This is a genomic window from Pseudomonas fluorescens HK44 (assembly GCF_000217955.3).
In the GTDB taxonomy this organism is placed as follows: domain Bacteria; phylum Pseudomonadota; class Gammaproteobacteria; order Pseudomonadales; family Pseudomonadaceae; genus Aquipseudomonas; species Aquipseudomonas fluorescens_AQ.
On sequence record NZ_AFOY02000004.1, the window covers coordinates 523,582 to 539,206 of the forward strand.

The following is a 15,625-nucleotide window of genomic DNA, read 5'->3' on the forward strand; positions in this document are numbered from 1 at the left end:
GACCGGATCAAGCCGGTAGCGGGCGGGTGACTGGCGTGGCACTGGCGCTTGGCTGGCTCGGCATGCGAGTCAGGCGAAGTGCATTCAGCACCACGGTCAACGAACTGATCGACATGCCGACCGCAGCCCAAACCGGAGTGATCCAGCCGAGGGCGGCGAACGGCAACATGAGGCCATTGTACAGCCCGGCCCACAACAGGTTCTCGATGATTACCCGACGTGTACGCCGGGCCAGGCTGAAGGCTTGCACCAAGGCGTCGAGACGATTGGACAGGAGCACCGCGTCGGCACTGGTTTTCGCCAGATCGGTGGCCGAGCCCATGGCCACGCTGATGTCGGCGGCGGCCAGCACCGGCACGTCGTTGACCCCGTCACCGAGCATCAACACCTTGCGACCTTGCTGGTGCAACTGCTTGAGCACCTGCAGCTTGTCATCCGGGCGCAAGCCGCCCTGGAACTCGTCGATACCCAAATCGGCGGCGACACTGGCGACCATCGGCGAGCTGTCGCCGGACAGCAGCAACGTGCGCCAACCGCGTGCTTTGCACGCCGCGAGTAGCGCAGGTGCATCGTTGCGCAGACGGTCATCGAGCACGAACCAGGCCAGTGCGCCATGGCTGTCGCCAAGCAACAGCCATTGGCCGGCTTCATCCGGGATTGCCGGCACAGCGCAGCCGCTGAGTTCGCAGACAAACGCCGGTTGACCGATGCGCAGGCGCTGTTCGCCAACCAGGCCCTCAAGGCCCAATCCCGGGGTGCTGAAGACTTCTTCGGCGGCCAGCGGCGCTCGGCCAAAGGCGCGGGCAATCGGGTGTTCAGAACGGTTTTCCAGGGCGGCGGCGAGGCCCAGGCACTGATCGCTGTCGAGTGCGCCCAGTGCTCGAATCGAACGTAAGGCCAGGCGACCTTCGGTGAGCGTGCCGGTTTTGTCGAAAATCACCGTGTCGATTTGATTCAGACCTTCCAGCACGTGGCCGCGGGTCAGCAGCAGGCCGAGTGTGTGCAAGGTGCCGGTGGCGGCGGTGAGCGCGGTCGGCGTGGCCAGCGACAGGGCGCAAGGGCAGGTCGCGACCAGCATCGCCAGTACGATCCAGAACGCACGGGACGCGTCCAGCTCCCACCAGAGCAAACCAATGGCCGCGGCGGCAATCAGTGATAACAGCAGGAACCACTGCGCAGCGCGGTCGGCGATTTGTGCCAGGCGCGGCTTCTCGGCCTGAGCGCGATCCAGCAGGCGGACGATGGCCGAGAGGCGAGTGTCCTGACCCAGCGCGAGCACTTCGACGGTCAGCGCGCCCTCGACATTCAGGGTGCCGGCTGTCACCGCATCGCCGAGTGTCCGAGGTTGCGGCAGGTACTCGCCAGTCAGCAGCGATTCATCGATGCTCGACTGGCCATCGAGGATCTTGCCGTCGGCCGGGAGGATGGCGCCGGGATGTACCAAAACATGGTCGCCGAGACGCAACTCGCTGAGCAGGATGCGCTCGCTCTGGCCGTCCGCGCTCAGACGCAGGCACGACGCGGGCAGCAGGTTCACCAATTGCGCGGTGGCGGCGGCGGTGCGTTCACGGGCGCGGCGTTCCAGATAGCGGCCCGCCAACAGAAACAGCGCAAACATCCCGACTGCGTCGAAATACAGCTCGCCGACTCCGGTGATCGAGGTCCAGATCCCGGCAAGGTAGGCGCCGCCGATGGCCAGCGAAACGGAAACGTCCATGGTCAGGTGGCGGGTGCGCAGGTCACGCATCGCACCTTTGAAGAATGGTGCGCAGCTGTAGAACACAATCGGTGTAGTCAGGAACAGAGCGACCCAGCGCAAGATGGTGTGCAGCTCGGGGCTGAGGTCGATGTTGAATTCCGGCCAGGTGGCCATGGTCGCCATCATTGCCTGGAACCACAGCAAGCCGGCGACGCCCAGTTGGCGCAGGGCCAGGCGGTTTTCGCTGGCCAGTTGTTCGCAGGCTTGGTCGGCCTGGTAGGGGTGGGCGGCGTAACCGATGTGGCGCAGTTCGCTGAGCACCTGGCTCAATGGCAACTGGCTGTCGGACCAGCTCACGTGCAGGCGATGGTTGGACAGGTTCAGTCGCGCCTCGGCCACGGCCGGCAGGCTGCGCAGGTGTTTCTCGATCAACCAGCCGCAGGCCGCGCAGCTGATACCTTCCATCAGCAAGGTGGTTTCGGCGAGGCCGCCTTCGTGGCGGACAAACGGTTGTTGCACGTCGGCGCGGTCATACAGCGCCAGTTCGTCCACCAGTTGCACCGGCAGGGCTTCAGGGTTGGCCGAAACCTCACTGCGATGGCTGTAATAGTGCTCCAGCCCGCCCGCGACAATCGCCTCGGCCACGGCCTGGCAACCCGGACAGCAGAGCTCGCGGGTTTCGCCGAGGATGACGGCGGTAAACCGGCTGCCGGAGGGAACGGGCAGGGCGCAGTGGTAGCAGGGGAGTGGAGTGGTCATGCGATAAGGTCTATATCGTCCGGGAGGGCCTCATCGCGAGCAGGCTCACTCCCACATTTGATCAATGTCATGCACAAGAGTTGTGTACGCCAGAGGTCACTGTGGGAGCGAGCCTGCTCGCGAAGCGCTGGCTCTTTACTGCTTCAGGTCTTCCGCGCCTTGCAGCGGTTCGTCACCGAGCAGCAAATGCTTGTCGTGGCCGATTTGTTCTTCTTCGAACATTCGCCACACATGATTGTCCTGGCTGCCCAGTAGCTCGACGAAGCGCCGGCCTTCGATCTTGTCGGTCAGCTGACCGATATAACGACCTGGCTCGGTTGCGCTGCGGGTCAGGGTGATCTTGCGGTCTTTTTCCGGCTGGGTCGGCGAGATCAGGTTCAGTTCCAGGGTCGCAGGCGTGCTGTTGCCGGTCAGGCGCACGTCGACTTCACCGGTCACCTCATCCAGATGCACGTTGGCGCGCAACAGCAGGGTCTGGGCCAGCAACTCGCGGTCCAGCGAACGGTTGATGCCTTTGCCCGCCTCGTAGTAGTTGTCGTTGACCAGGTTGTCCGGGTTTTTGACGGCAATGGTCACCATGGACAGGGTCAGGGTCACCGAACAGGTCAGAATCCCGATGATGATCCATGGCCAGAGGTGCTTGTACCAAGGGCTGGTGGCGGTTGCTGCAGGCATGATGACTTCTCTCAACGAATTTGTGGGCCGATGAATCGGCTCTTGGCTTCAACGTGGACGTTGTTGTCGTCGGCATCCTTGAGGGTGAACTTCACCTCGTTGGTGCTGGACGGCAGTTGTTCCGGCGCACTCGACAGCTCGACCGGCATGCTGAAGATTTCGCCAGCAGCTACCTTGATCTCGCGCTTGCCTTGCAGCTTGAGATCCGGCAGCCCGGAGGCTTCCAGCACGTAGGTGTGGTCGCGCTGGTCCTTGTTCATGACTTTGAGGCTATAGACGTTCTCGATCCGGCCTTCGGCGTTTTCGCGGTACAACACACGGTCCTTGCTGACATCGAAGCCGACCAGCGAACGCATGAAGAACGCGGTGATCAGCAAGCTGATCATGGCCAGCAACACCAGCGCGTAACCGATCAGGCGCGGACGCAGTTTATGGGTTTTTTGCCCGGACAGGTTGTGCTCGGTGGTGTAGCTGATCAGGCCGCGCGGGTAGTCCATTTTGTCCATGATGCTGTCGCAGGCGTCGATGCAGGCAGCGCAACCGATGCATTCGATCTGCAAGCCGTCACGGATGTCGATACCGGTCGGGCACACCTGAACGCACATGGTGCAGTCGATGCAGTCGCCCAGGCCCTGAGCCTTGTAGTCGATACCTTTTTTGCGCGGACCGCGGGCTTCGCCACGGCGCGGGTCGTAGGAGACGATCAGCGTGTCCTTGTCAAACATCACGCTCTGGAAGCGTGCGTAAGGGCACATGTAGATGCACACCTGTTCGCGCAACCAGCCGGCATTGCCGTAAGTGGCGAGGGTGAAGAAACCGACCCAGAAATACGACCAGCCATCGGCCTGGCCCATGAAGAAATCGATCGTCAGTTCTCGAATCGGCGAGAAGTAGCCGACGAAGGTCATGCCGGTGACGAAGCCGATCAACAGCCACAGGCTGTGTTTGCTGAACTTGCGCAAGAACTTGTTGGCACTCATCGGTGCCTTGTCGAGCTTGATGCGCTGATTGCGGTCGCCCTCGGTGACCTTCTCGCACCACATGAAAATCCAGGTCCAGACACTCTGCGGGCAGGTATAGCCGCACCAGACGCGTCCGGCGTACACGGTAATGAAGAACAGGCCGAAGGCGCTGATGATCAGCAGACCGGACAGCAGGATGAAGTCCTGTGGCCAGAAGGTCGCACCGAAGATAAAGAATTTACGCTCGGGCAGGTTCCACCAGACCGCCTGGTGACCGCCCCAATTGAGCCAGACCGTGCCGAAATACAGCAGAAACAACACGGCACCGCCGACCATTCGCAGGCTGCGGAACAGTCCGGTGAAGGCGCGGGTGTAGATTTTTTCCCGAGAGGCGTAGAGGTCGACGCTATTATTTGCGTTCTTGGAGGGTGGGGTGACGTCGTGTACCGGAATCTGGTTGCTCATGATTGCATCCCACGGCAGTGGAAAAATGCCCCGGTCAGTACGTGCCGACCGCGGTCAAAAAGGGTTGTTGCAGTGGCGCAATGATACGCCTGTCGCTCTAGTTCAAGGGTGCGACCTTTGGTCGCGTTGGTGAAAATTCGTAGATGGTGTAGCAAATGTAACAAATCGTGATGCAGATCAATTGACTTGTTGAGTATAGCTGTCCGTCCGGCCAGGGATACAACCGCGCGCCCGCAAGGGGCGCGCCCAGTCCGAGTCCCTCATCCCTCGCCTTCCACTGTCTGACGTTCACTTGCGCTGGACTATATAGAACATTTTTTAGTGAGTGTTTTGAAATGCGCGAGTGTCAGGAAGTATTGGACATATCTACTATTGATCTGCAGAGGCTGGTCGTTTGTTAATTGTCAGTGGGCGATATATTTTGCACTTGCCGCTATGGAGTGGCTGTTAAATATCGATGGAAATGGATTTCTATGACTTTATATAAAGAGTGTGTGTGGCTGGTGTGTCTTGCACTGGCGTTGGTTGTTCCTGTGGTCTATGGCGCCTCATCGGCAGAGACGCCGCGTCATATGGTGTTTGTATCGGATTCGCAATACCCCTGGACTGATCTCACGGATGATAATCTTTCGGACCCCAACAAAGAGGCTCGCTCAAAAGAGCTGATAGAGTTGCAGTACTCCGATATTTCAAGTTTCAGGAAACTGAATGGCGGGGCATCCCGCATACCGGTGATGATTAACGGTGATATCACAGCCTTTGGTCATGGTGGCGAACGTTCATACATGAAATCGGTTTTCGAGAATAAACTGGAGGGGCTATATGATTACGGGCTGGGTAATCATGACTATGCCAATAACGTGGACGACTGTTTCCTGAATAGCTGTGCGGCTGGCAGTGTCAACGAGCTCAAGGATCGCTACTGGGGAAAAATCGATTCCATGGATCTGGCGGCAAGAAGTTCAGGCTTGGGGATTGTCTATTATGGCAGCCTCGCTTACTCGAAAAATGTCGGTGATGTGCATATGGTTCAATTGAATAATGAGCCGACCTATACCGTGAGTTTCTCTTCCGGTATTCCGCTTTCTCCAACAGCCTTTGAATTTACGCCTGCGCTTGACTGGCTGGAGCGGGATTTAAAGAGGGCGAGAGAGGAGGGCAAAATCATTATTCTGAATATGCACAAGGTTTATCAGTGGGACGGCAGCGACGAGCAGATTTCGAGATTTAAACAGATGGTCGAGAAATACAAGGTAACGGCGGTCTTTGGTGGGCATGATCACTGGGGCGCGGGGACTTACTTTGATTGGGGCAAGCCACAGTACTTTGGTGATGTGCCGGTCTTTCTAAGCGGCTCTGCCTCCCAACAAACTTATCTGATTGCCAGTTTTACCGCTGACTGGCAGTCTCTGGCAGTCAGCGTTGTCCGCAACAGTAACTGGCCAAGCCGAAAGGTCGATAAGGTCATCCCGGTCTTGAAGTAAGCAAATCAGGGACGGAAATGAAAACGGCCCCGCCAGATCACTGGCGGGGCCGTTTTTTAGTGCGATCACGCGTTTGCCTTACTCGGCGTTCGCAGCCTTCTCACCGTGAGACAGGCTGTAGACGTAAGCGGCCAGCAGGTGAACCTTGTCGTTGCCTTGCAGCTGTTCTTGCGCAGGCATCTGGCCCTGACGGCCGTAACGGATGGTCTGCTGCAGTTGAGCGAAGCTCGAACCGTAGATGAACGCTGCCGGGTGGGTCAGGTTAGGTGCTCCCATGGCTGGGGTGCCTTTACCTTCCGGACCGTGGCAAGCCACGCAGTTGGCGGCGAAAATCTTCTGGCCGGCAACCGGGTCGGCCTTGGCGCCTTCCGGCAGCTTGCGGCCATCGAGGTTGGTCAGCACGAACGAGGCTACGTCGCTGACGCCTTGCTCGCCGATCACTTCACCCCAGGCTGGCATCATCGCGTGACGGCCGCCCATGATGGTGGTCTTGATGGTTTGTGGCTCGCCACCCCAACGCCAGTCTTCGTCGGTCAGGTTCGGGAAGCCGTAAGCGCCTTTGGCGTCGGAGCCGTGGCAAACCGAGCAGTTGGAGGCAAACAGACGGCCGCCCATCTTCAGGGCTTGTGGGTCCTTGGCAACTTCTTCAATTGGCATGGCCGCGAATTTGGCGAAAATCGGACCGAACTTGGCGTCCGATTTGGCCATTTCCTTTTCCCACTCGTGAACGCCGGTCCAGCCGGACTGGCCGTTGGCGAACGCGGTCTGCTTCTCGTTGTCGAGGTAGCCGTAACCCGGCAGCAGGCCTTTCCAGTTGCCCAGGCCCGGGTACAGCACCAGGTAGCCCAAGGCGAAGATGATGGTGCCGACAAACAGCATGAACCACCATTTCGGCAACGGGTTGTCGTATTCCTCGATCCCGTCGAAGGCGTGGCCAACCGTCTCATCCGTCTGCTCGGCGCGCTGGCCCTTGCGGGTCGACAGCAGCAGCCAGGTCAGGGCGAAGATGGTACCCAGACTGAGGACTGTGACATACAGACTCCAGAACGTAGTCATTCTTTGTTACTCCTAGAAGCTTGCTCGACGTGCTTGATGGCTTCGGGATCATCCGCGAAAGGCAGCAAGGTCGCGTCTTCAAACTCCGACTTGCGCTTGGGGCTGAACACCCACAGCGCCAGACCGATAAAGGCAACCATCACGACAACGGTGCCCAGGCCACGAATCATCCCGATATCCATCCAGATCACCGTTTGCTTTTGATGATAGTGCCCAGGCCTTGCAGATAGGCCACCAGCGCGTCCATTTCGGTTTTGCCCTTCACGGCATCTTTTGCACCGGCGATGTCTTCGTCAGTGTAAGGAACGCCGAGGGTGCGCAAGACTTCCATTTTCTTCGCGGTGTCCTTGCCGTCGAGCTTGTTTTCCACGAGGAACGGGTAAGCCGGCATTTTCGACTCAGGCACCACGTTGCGCGGGTTGTACAAGTGCGCACGCTGCCAGTCATCGGAATAACGACCGCCTACGCGGGCCAGGTCCGGACCGGTACGCTTGGAGCCCCACAGGAACGGGTGGTCCCAAACGCTTTCACCGGCTACCGAGTAGTGGCCATAACGTTCGGTTTCAGCGCGGAACGGACGGATCATCTGCGAGTGGCAGCCGACACAACCGTTGGCGATGAAAATGTCACGGCCTTCAAGTTCCAGCGCCGGGCGTGGCTTCATGCCTTCAACCGGCTTGTTGGTCACGTCCTGAAAAAACAGGGGGACGATCTGGGTCAGGCCGCCGATGCTGACGGCGATGACCATGAAGAAGGCCAGCAGGCCGATATTCTTCTCGACTACTTCATGCTTCATCAGTGAGCTCCAACTACAGCGATCTGAGCGGCGGCTTCAGCTTCAGCCGGGTTCGAGGCGCGAACGGTACGGAACACGTTGTAAGCCATGAACAGCATGCCGCTGGCAAAGAACGCACCGCCAAGGGCGCGAACGATGAAGCCAGGGTGGCTGGCTTGCAACGCTTCGACGAAGGAGTAGGTGAGGGTGCCGTCGTCGTTGATTGCACGCCACATCAGACCCTGGGTGATGCCGTTGACCCACATCGAAGCGATGTAGAGCACGGTACCGATGGTCGCGAGCCAGAAGTGCGTGTTGATCAGGCCAATGCTGTGCATCTGCGGACGACCGAAGACTTTCGGGATCATGTGGTACAGCGCACCGATCGAAATCATTGCCACCCAGCCCAAGGCGCCGGCGTGTACGTGGCCGATGGTCCAGTCGGTGTAGTGAGACAGCGAGTTGACGGTCTTGATGGCCATCATCGGGCCTTCGAAGGTCGACATGCCATAGAACGCCAGGGACACGACCAGGAAACGCAGGATCGGGTCGGTCCGCAGCTTATGCCAGGCGCCCGAGAGGGTCATCATGCCGTTGATCATGCCGCCCCAGCTTGGCGCCAGCAGGATGATCGACATCGCCATGCCCAGCGACTGAGCCCAGTCCGGCAGTGCGGTGTAGTGCAGGTGGTGCGGGCCAGCCCAGATGTACAGGGTGATCAGTGCCCAGAAGTGCACGATCGACAGGCGATACGAGTAGATCGGACGCTCGGCCTGTTTCGGCACGAAGTAGTACATCATCCCCAGAAAGCCGGTAGTCAGGAAGAAACCGACCGCGTTGTGGCCGTACCACCACTGGATCATGGCGTCAGTCGCACCGGCGTACGCCGAGTAGGACTTGAAAAAGCTGACCGGCAAGGACGCGTGGTTGACGATGTGCAGCATCGCCGTAACGATGATGAAGGCGCCGTAGAACCAGTTACCGACGTAGATGTGCTTGGTCTTGCGCTTGACGATGGTGCCGAAGAACACCAGGCCATAGGTGACCCAGACGATAGCCAGCAGGATAGCCAGAGGCCATTCCAGTTCCGCGTATTCCTTGGTGGTGGTGTAACCCAGCGGCAAGGTAACGATCGCGCCAACGATGACAGCCTGCCATCCCCAGAAGTGGAAGGCGGCCATGCTGTCGGAAATCAGTCGCGTTTGGCAGGTTCGCTGCACGACGTAATAGGAAGTGGCAAACAGTGCACAACCACCGAAGGCGAAAATCACCAGGTTGGTGTGCAACGGGCGTAGGCGTCCAAACGTCGTCCACGGCAGGCCAAAGTTAAGTTCTGGCCATACGAGCTGTGAGGCGATGAAGACCCCGAGCCCCATGCCAAGGATCCCCCAGACCACCGTCATGATGGCGAACTGGCGGACTACCTTATAGTTATAAGCAGTCGGACTGATTGCTGTGCTCATTCTAAGGTTCCACGGTTTAGGTGTTTTATTAGGGATAAAAATCGGTCGCAAGTATGGAGAAAGCGGGGGGTCATTGCAACGCGCCATGACCCGTGTCAATGCTTTCAAAAGCTGATTCTGCGGCCTTTCCATGCTCCGCGTAGGGACAAAATTGCCCATGGGCAAAATGTCTCGGCGGACGAAAAAGGCGAGGAGGTCGGGTCAGTTGTAACGGGGCGTGTTCAAGCGAGGCGAGCAGGTGACAGACGGCAATTTGCACGACAGCCGGTATCTACCAGCCTTTGCGGCCTGTCATCGAACAGATTCGTTGAACGCATCGTGTACGGTTGACCTTTGACCGGCTGTTGCCAGTCCGCTTCGAAGCAAGCGTAGACGCGAATCCACCGAACCGAAAGGCAGACCCATGGAGGGTGCGACAATGCGTCGCAAAGGAACAGGGAACTGCCGCATTCGGGTGAATGCAGCAGTCGGGTGGTGACGATTTATTCGGTTTTGCTTTCAGCCTGCAAATGATCGGCGCCGGGGCTGTGAGACAAGCTGTACACATACGCGGCCAGCAGTTGCACCTTGTCGTTGCCGAGCAGTTCGTGCTGCGCCGGCATCTGACCCTGGCGACCATGGCGGATGGTCTGTTGCAGCTGCGTCAGGCTGGTGCCGTAGATGAAGCCTGTCGGTTGCGTCAGATTGGGTGCCCCCATCAGTTCCGTGCCCTGACCTTTTGCACCGTGACACGCTACGCAAGTGGTGCTGAACGTTTGCTGTCCGGCTTGCAGGTCGACGCCGCTGTCGGCTGGCAGCGGCAGGCCGGCGAGCTCGTGACGTACATACGCTGCGACGTTTTTCACCCCGGTCTCGCCCAGTACTTCACCCCAGGCCGGCATGGCCGCCATGCGTCCGCCCATGATCGTGGTCTTGATGGTTTCGGCACTGCCGCCCCAACGCCAGATGTCGTCGGTGAGGTTGGGGAAACCAAACGCGCCCTTGGCATCCGAGCCGTGGCAGACCGCGCAGTTGGAGGCAAACAGGCGTCCGCCCATTTTCAGCGCTTGTGGGTCTTTGGCGACTTCTTCCCCGGGCATGGCCGCGAATTTGGCGAAGATTGGCCCGAATTTGGCGTCGGCCTTGGCCATTTCCTTTTCCCATTCGTGGGCGCCGGTCCAGCCTTCCTCGTAACCCGGCAGAATGCCTTTCCAGTTGCCCAGGCCCGGATAGAGGATCAGGTAACCGACGGCAAACACCAGGGTCCCAGCGAACAGCATGAACCACCACTGCGGCAACGGATTGTCGTACTCCTCGATGCCGTCGAAGCTGTGGCCCATGGTCTGGTCGACGCTGCCCTTGGTTTCGCCCTTGCGGGTGCCGATCAGTAGCCACGTCAGGCCGATCAGGCTGCCAATGGTCAGTACGCAGATCCACGTACTCCAAAAGGTCGTCATGGCTGGGTACTCCTTGTTGTTGCCGTCGCTTGGCTATGGGTGTCGTCGGGTTGCGGTTCATCGGCAAAGGGCAGCAAGCGCGCCTCGGCGAATTCCGGGCCGCGTTTGCTGTTGAACACCCACAGTGTCAGGCCGACAAAGGCTATGAAGACGACGACGGTGCCCAGGCCGCGGATCATTCCGGTACTCATTTCGCTCTCTATAAAAGACATGGGCATGGCTCACCTCTTGCTCTTGATTGCAGTGCCGAGCACTTGCAGATAGGCGACCAGCGCATCCATTTCGGTCTTGCCCTTGAGCGTTTCGACGCTGCCTGCAATGTCTTCGTCGGTGTACGGAACGCCGAGGGTGCGCATGGTCCGCAACTTGGTTTCGGTGTGGCTGCTGTCCAGCGCGTTGGCCACCAACCATGGGTAGGCGGGCATCTTCGACTCCGGCACCACGTTGCGCGGGTTGTACAAGTGCGCGCGGTGCCAGTCTTCCGAGTAGCGACCGCCGACCCGGGCCAGGTCCGGGCCGGTGCGCTTGGAGCCCCACAGGAACGGGTGATCCCAGACGCTTTCACCGGCCACCGAGTAGTGGCCGTAGCGCTCGGTCTCGGCGCGGAACGGACGAATCATCTGTGAGTGGCAACCGACGCAGCCTTCGCGGATGTAGATGTCGCGACCTTCGAGCTGCAGTGCGGTGTATGGCTTCATGCCTTCGACCGGCTTGTTGGTGACGTCCTGGAAGAACAGCGGGACGATCTGGGTCAGACCGCCGATGCTCACCGCGAAGACCATCAGCAGCAACAGCAGGCCGACGTTTTTCTCAATCGTTTCGTGTTTCATGGCGGACTCCTCAGGCCATCTGCGCCGCGGCGGCGACTTCGGCTGGCTGTGCGGCACGCACGGTGCGCCAGGTGTTGTAAGCCATCAGCAGCATGCCGCTGAAGAAGATCGCGCCGCCCACCAGCCGCACGATGTAGCCTGGGTGGCTGGCCACCAGGGTTTCGACGAAGGAGTAGGTCAGCGTGCCGTCTTCATTGACCGCGCGCCACATCAGGCCCTGGGCGATGCCGTTGACCCACATCGAGGCGATGTAGAGCACGGTGCCGATGGTGGCGAGCCAGAAATGCGCGTTGATCAGGCCGAGGCTGTACATCTGCGTGCGGCCGAAGATTTTCGGGATCATGTGGTACAGCGCGCCGATCGAGATCATCGCCACCCAGCCGAGTGCGCCGGCGTGTACGTGGCCGATGGTCCAGTCGGTGTAGTGGGAGAGGGCGTTGACCGTTTTGATCGCCATCATCGGCCCTTCGAAGGTCGACATGCCGTAGAACGCCAGCGACACGACCAGAAAGCGCAGGATCGGGTCGCTGCGTAACTTATGCCAGGCGCCCGAGAGCGTCATCATGCCGTTGATCATCCCGCCCCAGCTCGGTGCCAGCAGGATCAGCGACATCACCATGCCCAGCGACTGCGCCCAGTCCGGCAGGGCGGTGTAGTGCAGGTGGTGCGGGCCGGCCCAGATGTACAGGGTGATCAGTGCCCAGAAGTGCACGATCGACAGGCGATACGAATACACCGGGCGTTCAGCCTGTTTCGGCACGAAGTAATACATCATCCCGAGGAAGCCTGCGGTGAGGAAAAAACCTACCGCGTTGTGCCCGTACCACCACTGCACCATGGCATCCGTCGCACCGCCGTAGGCCGAGTAGGACTTGGCCCAGCTCACCGGCAGGGAGGCGTGGTTGACGATATGCAGGATGGCCACGGTGATGATGAACGCACCGAAGAACCAGTTACCGACGTAGATGTGCTTGGTCTTGCGCTTCATCACCGTGCCGAAGAAAACGACGCCGTAGGCGACCCAGACGATGGCGATCAAAATGGCGATCGGCCATTCCAGCTCGGCGTATTCCTTGGAAGTGGTGTAGCCCAGCGGCAGGCTGATGGCGGTCAGGACAATGACCAACTGCCAGCCCCAGAAGCAGAATGCGGCGATTTTCGGCGCGAACAGCTGCGTCTGGCAGGTACGTTGCACCGAATAGAAGGAGCTGGCGAACAGGGCGCAGCCGCCGAACGCGAAGATCACCGCGTTGGTGTGCAGCGGGCGCAAACGGCCGAAGCTGGTCCAGGGCAAATTGAAGTTGAGTTCGGGCCAGACCAATTGAGCCGCGAGAAAAACCCCGAGCCCCATGCCGACGATGCCCCACACCACCGTCATAATGGCGAATTGGCGGACCACCTTGTAGTTATAGGCGGTACTTAAAGAAGTGTTCATGGTTCCCCATCCACGGTTCAGCCGAAGTGAAAGCATCCGCGCTAGGCGATGACGCTCCCTTCGCCTGGAGTTATAGGCAGATTAAAAGCGAGGCAAGCATGGACAAACAGCACAAGGCCAGTATTGACGGGGATCAATGGGCGCAGTGCGTGCAGGATCGCGGATGGCTGTGGGATGCCGCTGTCGCGCCGGCATCGGCGACATTGATCCTGGCTCATGGCGCAGGTGCGCCCATGGACAGCGACTGGATGAACGACATGGCTGCACGCCTTGCCGATCAAGGCGTCAACGTACTGCGCTTCGAGTTTCCCTACATGGCGCAACGACGTGTCGATGGCGGTAAGCGGCCACCGAATCCGGCACCGAAACTGTTGGAGTGCTGGCGTGAGGTCTATGCGGTGGTGCGACGCCATGTCACTGGGCGTCTGGCCATCGGCGGCAAGTCCATGGGCGGGCGCATGGCCAGTTTGCTGGCCGATGAGTTGGGCGCGGATGCGCTGGTGTGTCTGGGGTATCCGTTTTACGCGGTAGGCAAACCCGAGAAGCCGCGAGTCGAGCATCTGGCCGGGCTCAAGACACCGACGTTGATTGTGCAGGGTGAGCGGGATGCGTTGGGGGATCGTGAGGCGGTCGAGGGTTACGTGCTGTCGCCGAGTATCGAGGTGTTTTGGCTAGCGGCTGGCGATCATGATTTGAAGCCGTTGAAGGCGTCCGGGTTTACTCATGAGCAGCATTTGGCGGCTGCGGCGCAGAAGGTTGCTGAGTTACTTCTCTGATAATGATGGTGGCAGTTGCGGCCTCATCGCGAGCAGGCTCGCTCCCACAATGGATTGTGGTGATGCACAAATCCCTGTGGGAGCGAGCCTGCTCGCGATGAGGGCCTGAGAGACGACATCAGTTTCAAACTGGCAATAAAAAACCCGGAAGCATCACCTCCCGGGTTTTTGTATTTGCCAGCAACGATCAGCGGTTAAACCGCTCCACCAACGAGTACTGGGTACTCGCTGTACGCGTCAGCTCTTCACTCAGCAGCGCCGAGTTCTGTGCCTGTTCCGAGGTCTGGTCAGCCAGTTGCGCAATGGTGCTGATGTTGCGGCTGATCTCTTCGGCTACCGCACTTTGCTCTTCGGTCGCAGCAGCGATTTGCGTGGTCATGTCGGTGATGTTGGCCACTGCTTCGCTGATACCCACCAGTGCCTGGTCGGCTTCCAGAACCCGCGCCACGCCTTCTTCAGCCTGACGGTGACCCGCTTCCATGGTTTGCACCGCGGTGCCGGCGGTCTGCTGGAGCTTGGCGATCAGGGCGTGGATCTGCCCGGTCGATTCACTGGTGCGTTGCGCCAGTTGCCTTACTTCGTCGGCAACCACCGCAAAGCCACGACCCATCTCGCCGGCACGAGCCGCTTCGATGGCCGCGTTCAAGGCCAGCAGGTTGGTCTGGTCGGCGATGCCTTTGATCACGTCGACCACGCCGCCGATTTCGTCGCTGTCCTTGGCCAGTTGGGTCACGGTCAGACCGGTTTCGCCGACCACCACCGACAGGCGCTGGATCGCATCACGGGTTTCACCGGCGATGTCACGACCACGACCGGTCAGGCGATTGGCTTCCTGGGTAGCGTCAGCGGTGCGTTGCACGTGGCTGGCGACTTCCTGGGTGGTGGCGGCCATCTGGTTGACGGCGGTCGCCACTTGTTCAGTCTCGACGCGCTGGCGTTCCAGGCCCGTCGAGCTTTTGTGCGCCAGGGTGTCGGACTGTCGAGCTTGCTCGGTCAGGTGCTCGGCGGTGTCTTGCAGGCGAGTCAGGCAGGTTTTCAGACGGGCTTCCTGGCTGAGGATCGACATTTCCAGGCGCGCTTGAGCGCCGCGGCTGTCGGTGTACATCTGCGCAATCAGCGGGTCGGACGTGGTCTGCTCGGCCAGGCGCAGCAAGCGCTTGAGGCCACGCTGTTGCCAGCTTAAACCCAGCAGGCCGAGCGGCACGGACAATCCGGCGGCCAGCGCAAAACCCCACTGCGAGTTAAGCGTGGCGCCGATCATGAAGCTCATCTGGCTGATCAGAATGAACGGTAACCAGTCCTGTAGCACCGGCAGCCACTTGTCTGTCTGGGGAATAGCCGACTTGCCCTGATTGATACGTTGGTAGAGCGCTTCGGCGCGGCGGATCTGTTCGGCGGTGGGCTTGACCCGCACCGACTCGTAGCCGACCACCTGATTGCCGTCGAACACTGGTGTGACATAGGCGTTAACCCAGTAGTGGTCACCGGTCTTGCAGCGATTCTTGACAATGCCCATCCATGGCAAGCCTTGTTTCAATGTGCTCCACATGTGCGCGAAGACCGCAGACGGAACGTCGGGGTGACGGACCAGGTTGTGCGGTGCACGGATCAGTTCCTCACGAGAAAACCCGCTGATTTCGACGAAGGCGTCGTTGCAGTAGGTGATCACGCCTTTGGCATCGGTCGTTGAGATCAACCGTTGCTGAGCCGGGAAGGTCCGTTCGCGTTGTGTAATGGGCTGGTTATTACGCATGGTTATTATCAATCCGCAAGGCTTTGAGAGGGTATCGGCAGTGCCAGGAATAAATTG

The 15,625-nt window shown here is 59.6% G+C and carries 14 protein-coding genes; 2 read left to right on the forward strand and 12 right to left on the reverse strand.

Translation table 11 applies throughout. The features are described 5' to 3' along the window. Positions 1-7: 7 nt before the first annotated feature. The 3 genes from HK44_RS04370 to ccoG form a co-directional block, all read right to left on the reverse strand. Positions 8-2,458 carry a heavy metal translocating P-type ATPase gene (locus HK44_RS04370; RefSeq protein ID WP_019689548.1) on the reverse strand — a complete coding sequence of 817 codons (2,451 nt, stop codon included), beginning with the start codon at positions 2,456-2,458 and terminating at the stop codon, positions 8-10. Positions 2,459-2,593: 135 nt separating this feature from the next. Beyond that, the gene (locus HK44_RS04375; protein WP_019689549.1) at positions 2,594-3,133 is read right to left on the reverse strand and encodes a FixH family protein; all 540 of its coding nucleotides are present in this window, start codon (positions 3,131-3,133) and stop codon (positions 2,594-2,596) included. Between the two features lie 11 nt (positions 3,134-3,144). Continuing rightward, entirely contained in the window at positions 3,145-4,560 is a 1,416-nt protein-coding gene (gene ccoG, locus HK44_RS04380) for a cytochrome c oxidase accessory protein CcoG (protein WP_019689550.1), read from the reverse strand. A gap of 473 nt (positions 4,561-5,033) precedes the next feature. Here ccoG and HK44_RS04385 point away from each other — a divergent pair, with 473 nt between their 5' ends. After that, positions 5,034-6,044 (forward strand): metallophosphoesterase family protein, encoded by a 1,011-nt coding sequence (locus HK44_RS04385; protein ID WP_019689551.1) that lies wholly within the window; start codon positions 5,034-5,036, stop codon positions 6,042-6,044. A 78-nt stretch (positions 6,045-6,122) separates the two neighbouring features. On the opposite strand, the gene ccoP (HK44_RS04390) is transcribed toward HK44_RS04385, so the two are convergent. From ccoP (HK44_RS04390) to ccoN (HK44_RS04425), 8 genes are all read right to left on the reverse strand, one after another. Further along, positions 6,123-7,100: a cytochrome-c oxidase, cbb3-type subunit III gene (gene ccoP / locus HK44_RS04390; RefSeq protein ID WP_019689552.1), complete on the reverse strand. Its 978-nt coding sequence runs from the start codon at positions 7,098-7,100 to the stop codon at positions 6,123-6,125. Continuing rightward, positions 7,097-7,282: a CcoQ/FixQ family Cbb3-type cytochrome c oxidase assembly chaperone gene (locus HK44_RS04395; RefSeq protein WP_003175465.1), complete on the reverse strand. Its 186-nt coding sequence runs from the start codon at positions 7,280-7,282 to the stop codon at positions 7,097-7,099. Before HK44_RS04395 ends, ccoP (HK44_RS04390) begins: the two co-directional genes overlap by 4 nt. A 5-nt stretch (positions 7,283-7,287) precedes the next feature. Then, a complete protein-coding gene (gene ccoO, locus HK44_RS04400; protein ID WP_019689553.1) occupies positions 7,288-7,896 on the reverse strand; it encodes a cytochrome-c oxidase, cbb3-type subunit II in 609 nt (202 codons plus the stop codon). Beyond that, positions 7,896-9,338: a cytochrome-c oxidase, cbb3-type subunit I gene (gene ccoN / locus HK44_RS04405; RefSeq protein ID WP_019689554.1), complete on the reverse strand. Its 1,443-nt coding sequence runs from the start codon at positions 9,336-9,338 to the stop codon at positions 7,896-7,898. Before ccoN (HK44_RS04405) ends, ccoO (HK44_RS04400) begins: the two co-directional genes overlap by 1 nt. A 482-nt stretch (positions 9,339-9,820) precedes the next feature. Continuing rightward, on the reverse strand, positions 9,821-10,774 hold the full coding sequence (gene ccoP, locus HK44_RS04410) for a cytochrome-c oxidase, cbb3-type subunit III (RefSeq protein ID WP_019689555.1): 954 nt from the start codon (positions 10,772-10,774) through the stop codon (positions 9,821-9,823). Then, complete coding sequence (locus HK44_RS04415) at positions 10,771-10,992, reverse strand: cbb3-type cytochrome oxidase subunit 3 (protein WP_019689556.1); 222 nt, start codon at positions 10,990-10,992, stop codon at positions 10,771-10,773. Before HK44_RS04415 ends, ccoP (HK44_RS04410) begins: the two co-directional genes overlap by 4 nt. A 3-nt stretch (positions 10,993-10,995) precedes the next feature. After that, positions 10,996-11,604, reverse strand: a complete 609-nt coding sequence (gene ccoO, locus HK44_RS04420) for a cytochrome-c oxidase, cbb3-type subunit II (RefSeq protein ID WP_019689557.1) — start codon at positions 11,602-11,604, stop codon at positions 10,996-10,998. Between the two features lie 10 nt (positions 11,605-11,614). Next, positions 11,615-13,039, reverse strand: a complete 1,425-nt coding sequence (ccoN, locus tag HK44_RS04425) for a cytochrome-c oxidase, cbb3-type subunit I (protein ID WP_019689558.1) — start codon at positions 13,037-13,039, stop codon at positions 11,615-11,617. 98 nt (positions 13,040-13,137) lie between these two features. On the opposite strand from ccoN (HK44_RS04425), the gene HK44_RS04430 reads away from it, so the two are divergent. Next, positions 13,138-13,815 carry an alpha/beta family hydrolase gene (locus HK44_RS04430; RefSeq protein ID WP_019689559.1) on the forward strand — a complete coding sequence of 226 codons (678 nt, stop codon included), beginning with the start codon at positions 13,138-13,140 and terminating at the stop codon, positions 13,813-13,815. A 187-nt stretch (positions 13,816-14,002) separates the two neighbouring features. On the opposite strand, the gene HK44_RS04435 is transcribed toward HK44_RS04430, so the two are convergent. Continuing rightward, a complete protein-coding gene (locus tag HK44_RS04435) occupies positions 14,003-15,568 on the reverse strand; it encodes a methyl-accepting chemotaxis protein (protein WP_019689560.1) in 1,566 nt (521 codons plus the stop codon). Positions 15,569-15,625 lie beyond the last annotated feature (57 nt).

Coding starts and splice junctions, on each gene's coding strand:
- HK44_RS04375 (WP_019689549.1), bottom strand. CDS start 3,133: ATGCCTGCAGCAACCGCCACCAGCCCTTGGTACAAGCACCTCTGGCCA.
- ccoO (WP_019689557.1), bottom strand. CDS start 11,604: ATGAAACACGAAACGATTGAGAAAAACGTCGGCCTGCTGTTGCTGCTG.
- ccoO (WP_019689553.1), bottom strand. CDS start 7,896: ATGAAGCATGAAGTAGTCGAGAAGAATATCGGCCTGCTGGCCTTCTTC.
- ccoG (WP_019689550.1), bottom strand. CDS start 4,560: ATGAGCAACCAGATTCCGGTACACGACGTCACCCCACCCTCCAAGAAC.
- HK44_RS04395 (WP_003175465.1), bottom strand. CDS start 7,282: ATGGATATCGGGATGATTCGTGGCCTGGGCACCGTTGTCGTGATGGTT.
- ccoN (WP_019689554.1), bottom strand. CDS start 9,338: ATGAGCACAGCAATCAGTCCGACTGCTTATAACTATAAGGTAGTCCGC.
- HK44_RS04435 (WP_019689560.1), bottom strand. CDS start 15,568: ATGCGTAATAACCAGCCCATTACACAACGCGAACGGACCTTCCCGGCT.
- ccoP (WP_019689555.1), bottom strand. CDS start 10,774: ATGACGACCTTTTGGAGTACGTGGATCTGCGTACTGACCATTGGCAGC.
- HK44_RS04385 (WP_019689551.1), top strand. CDS start 5,034: ATGACTTTATATAAAGAGTGTGTGTGGCTGGTGTGTCTTGCACTGGCG.
- ccoN (WP_019689558.1), bottom strand. CDS start 13,039: ATGAACACTTCTTTAAGTACCGCCTATAACTACAAGGTGGTCCGCCAA.
- ccoP (WP_019689552.1), bottom strand. CDS start 7,100: ATGACTACGTTCTGGAGTCTGTATGTCACAGTCCTCAGTCTGGGTACC.
- HK44_RS04370 (WP_019689548.1), bottom strand. CDS start 2,458: ATGACCACTCCACTCCCCTGCTACCACTGCGCCCTGCCCGTTCCCTCC.
- HK44_RS04415 (WP_019689556.1), bottom strand. CDS start 10,992: ATGCCCATGTCTTTTATAGAGAGCGAAATGAGTACCGGAATGATCCGC.
- HK44_RS04430 (WP_019689559.1), top strand. CDS start 13,138: ATGGACAAACAGCACAAGGCCAGTATTGACGGGGATCAATGGGCGCAG.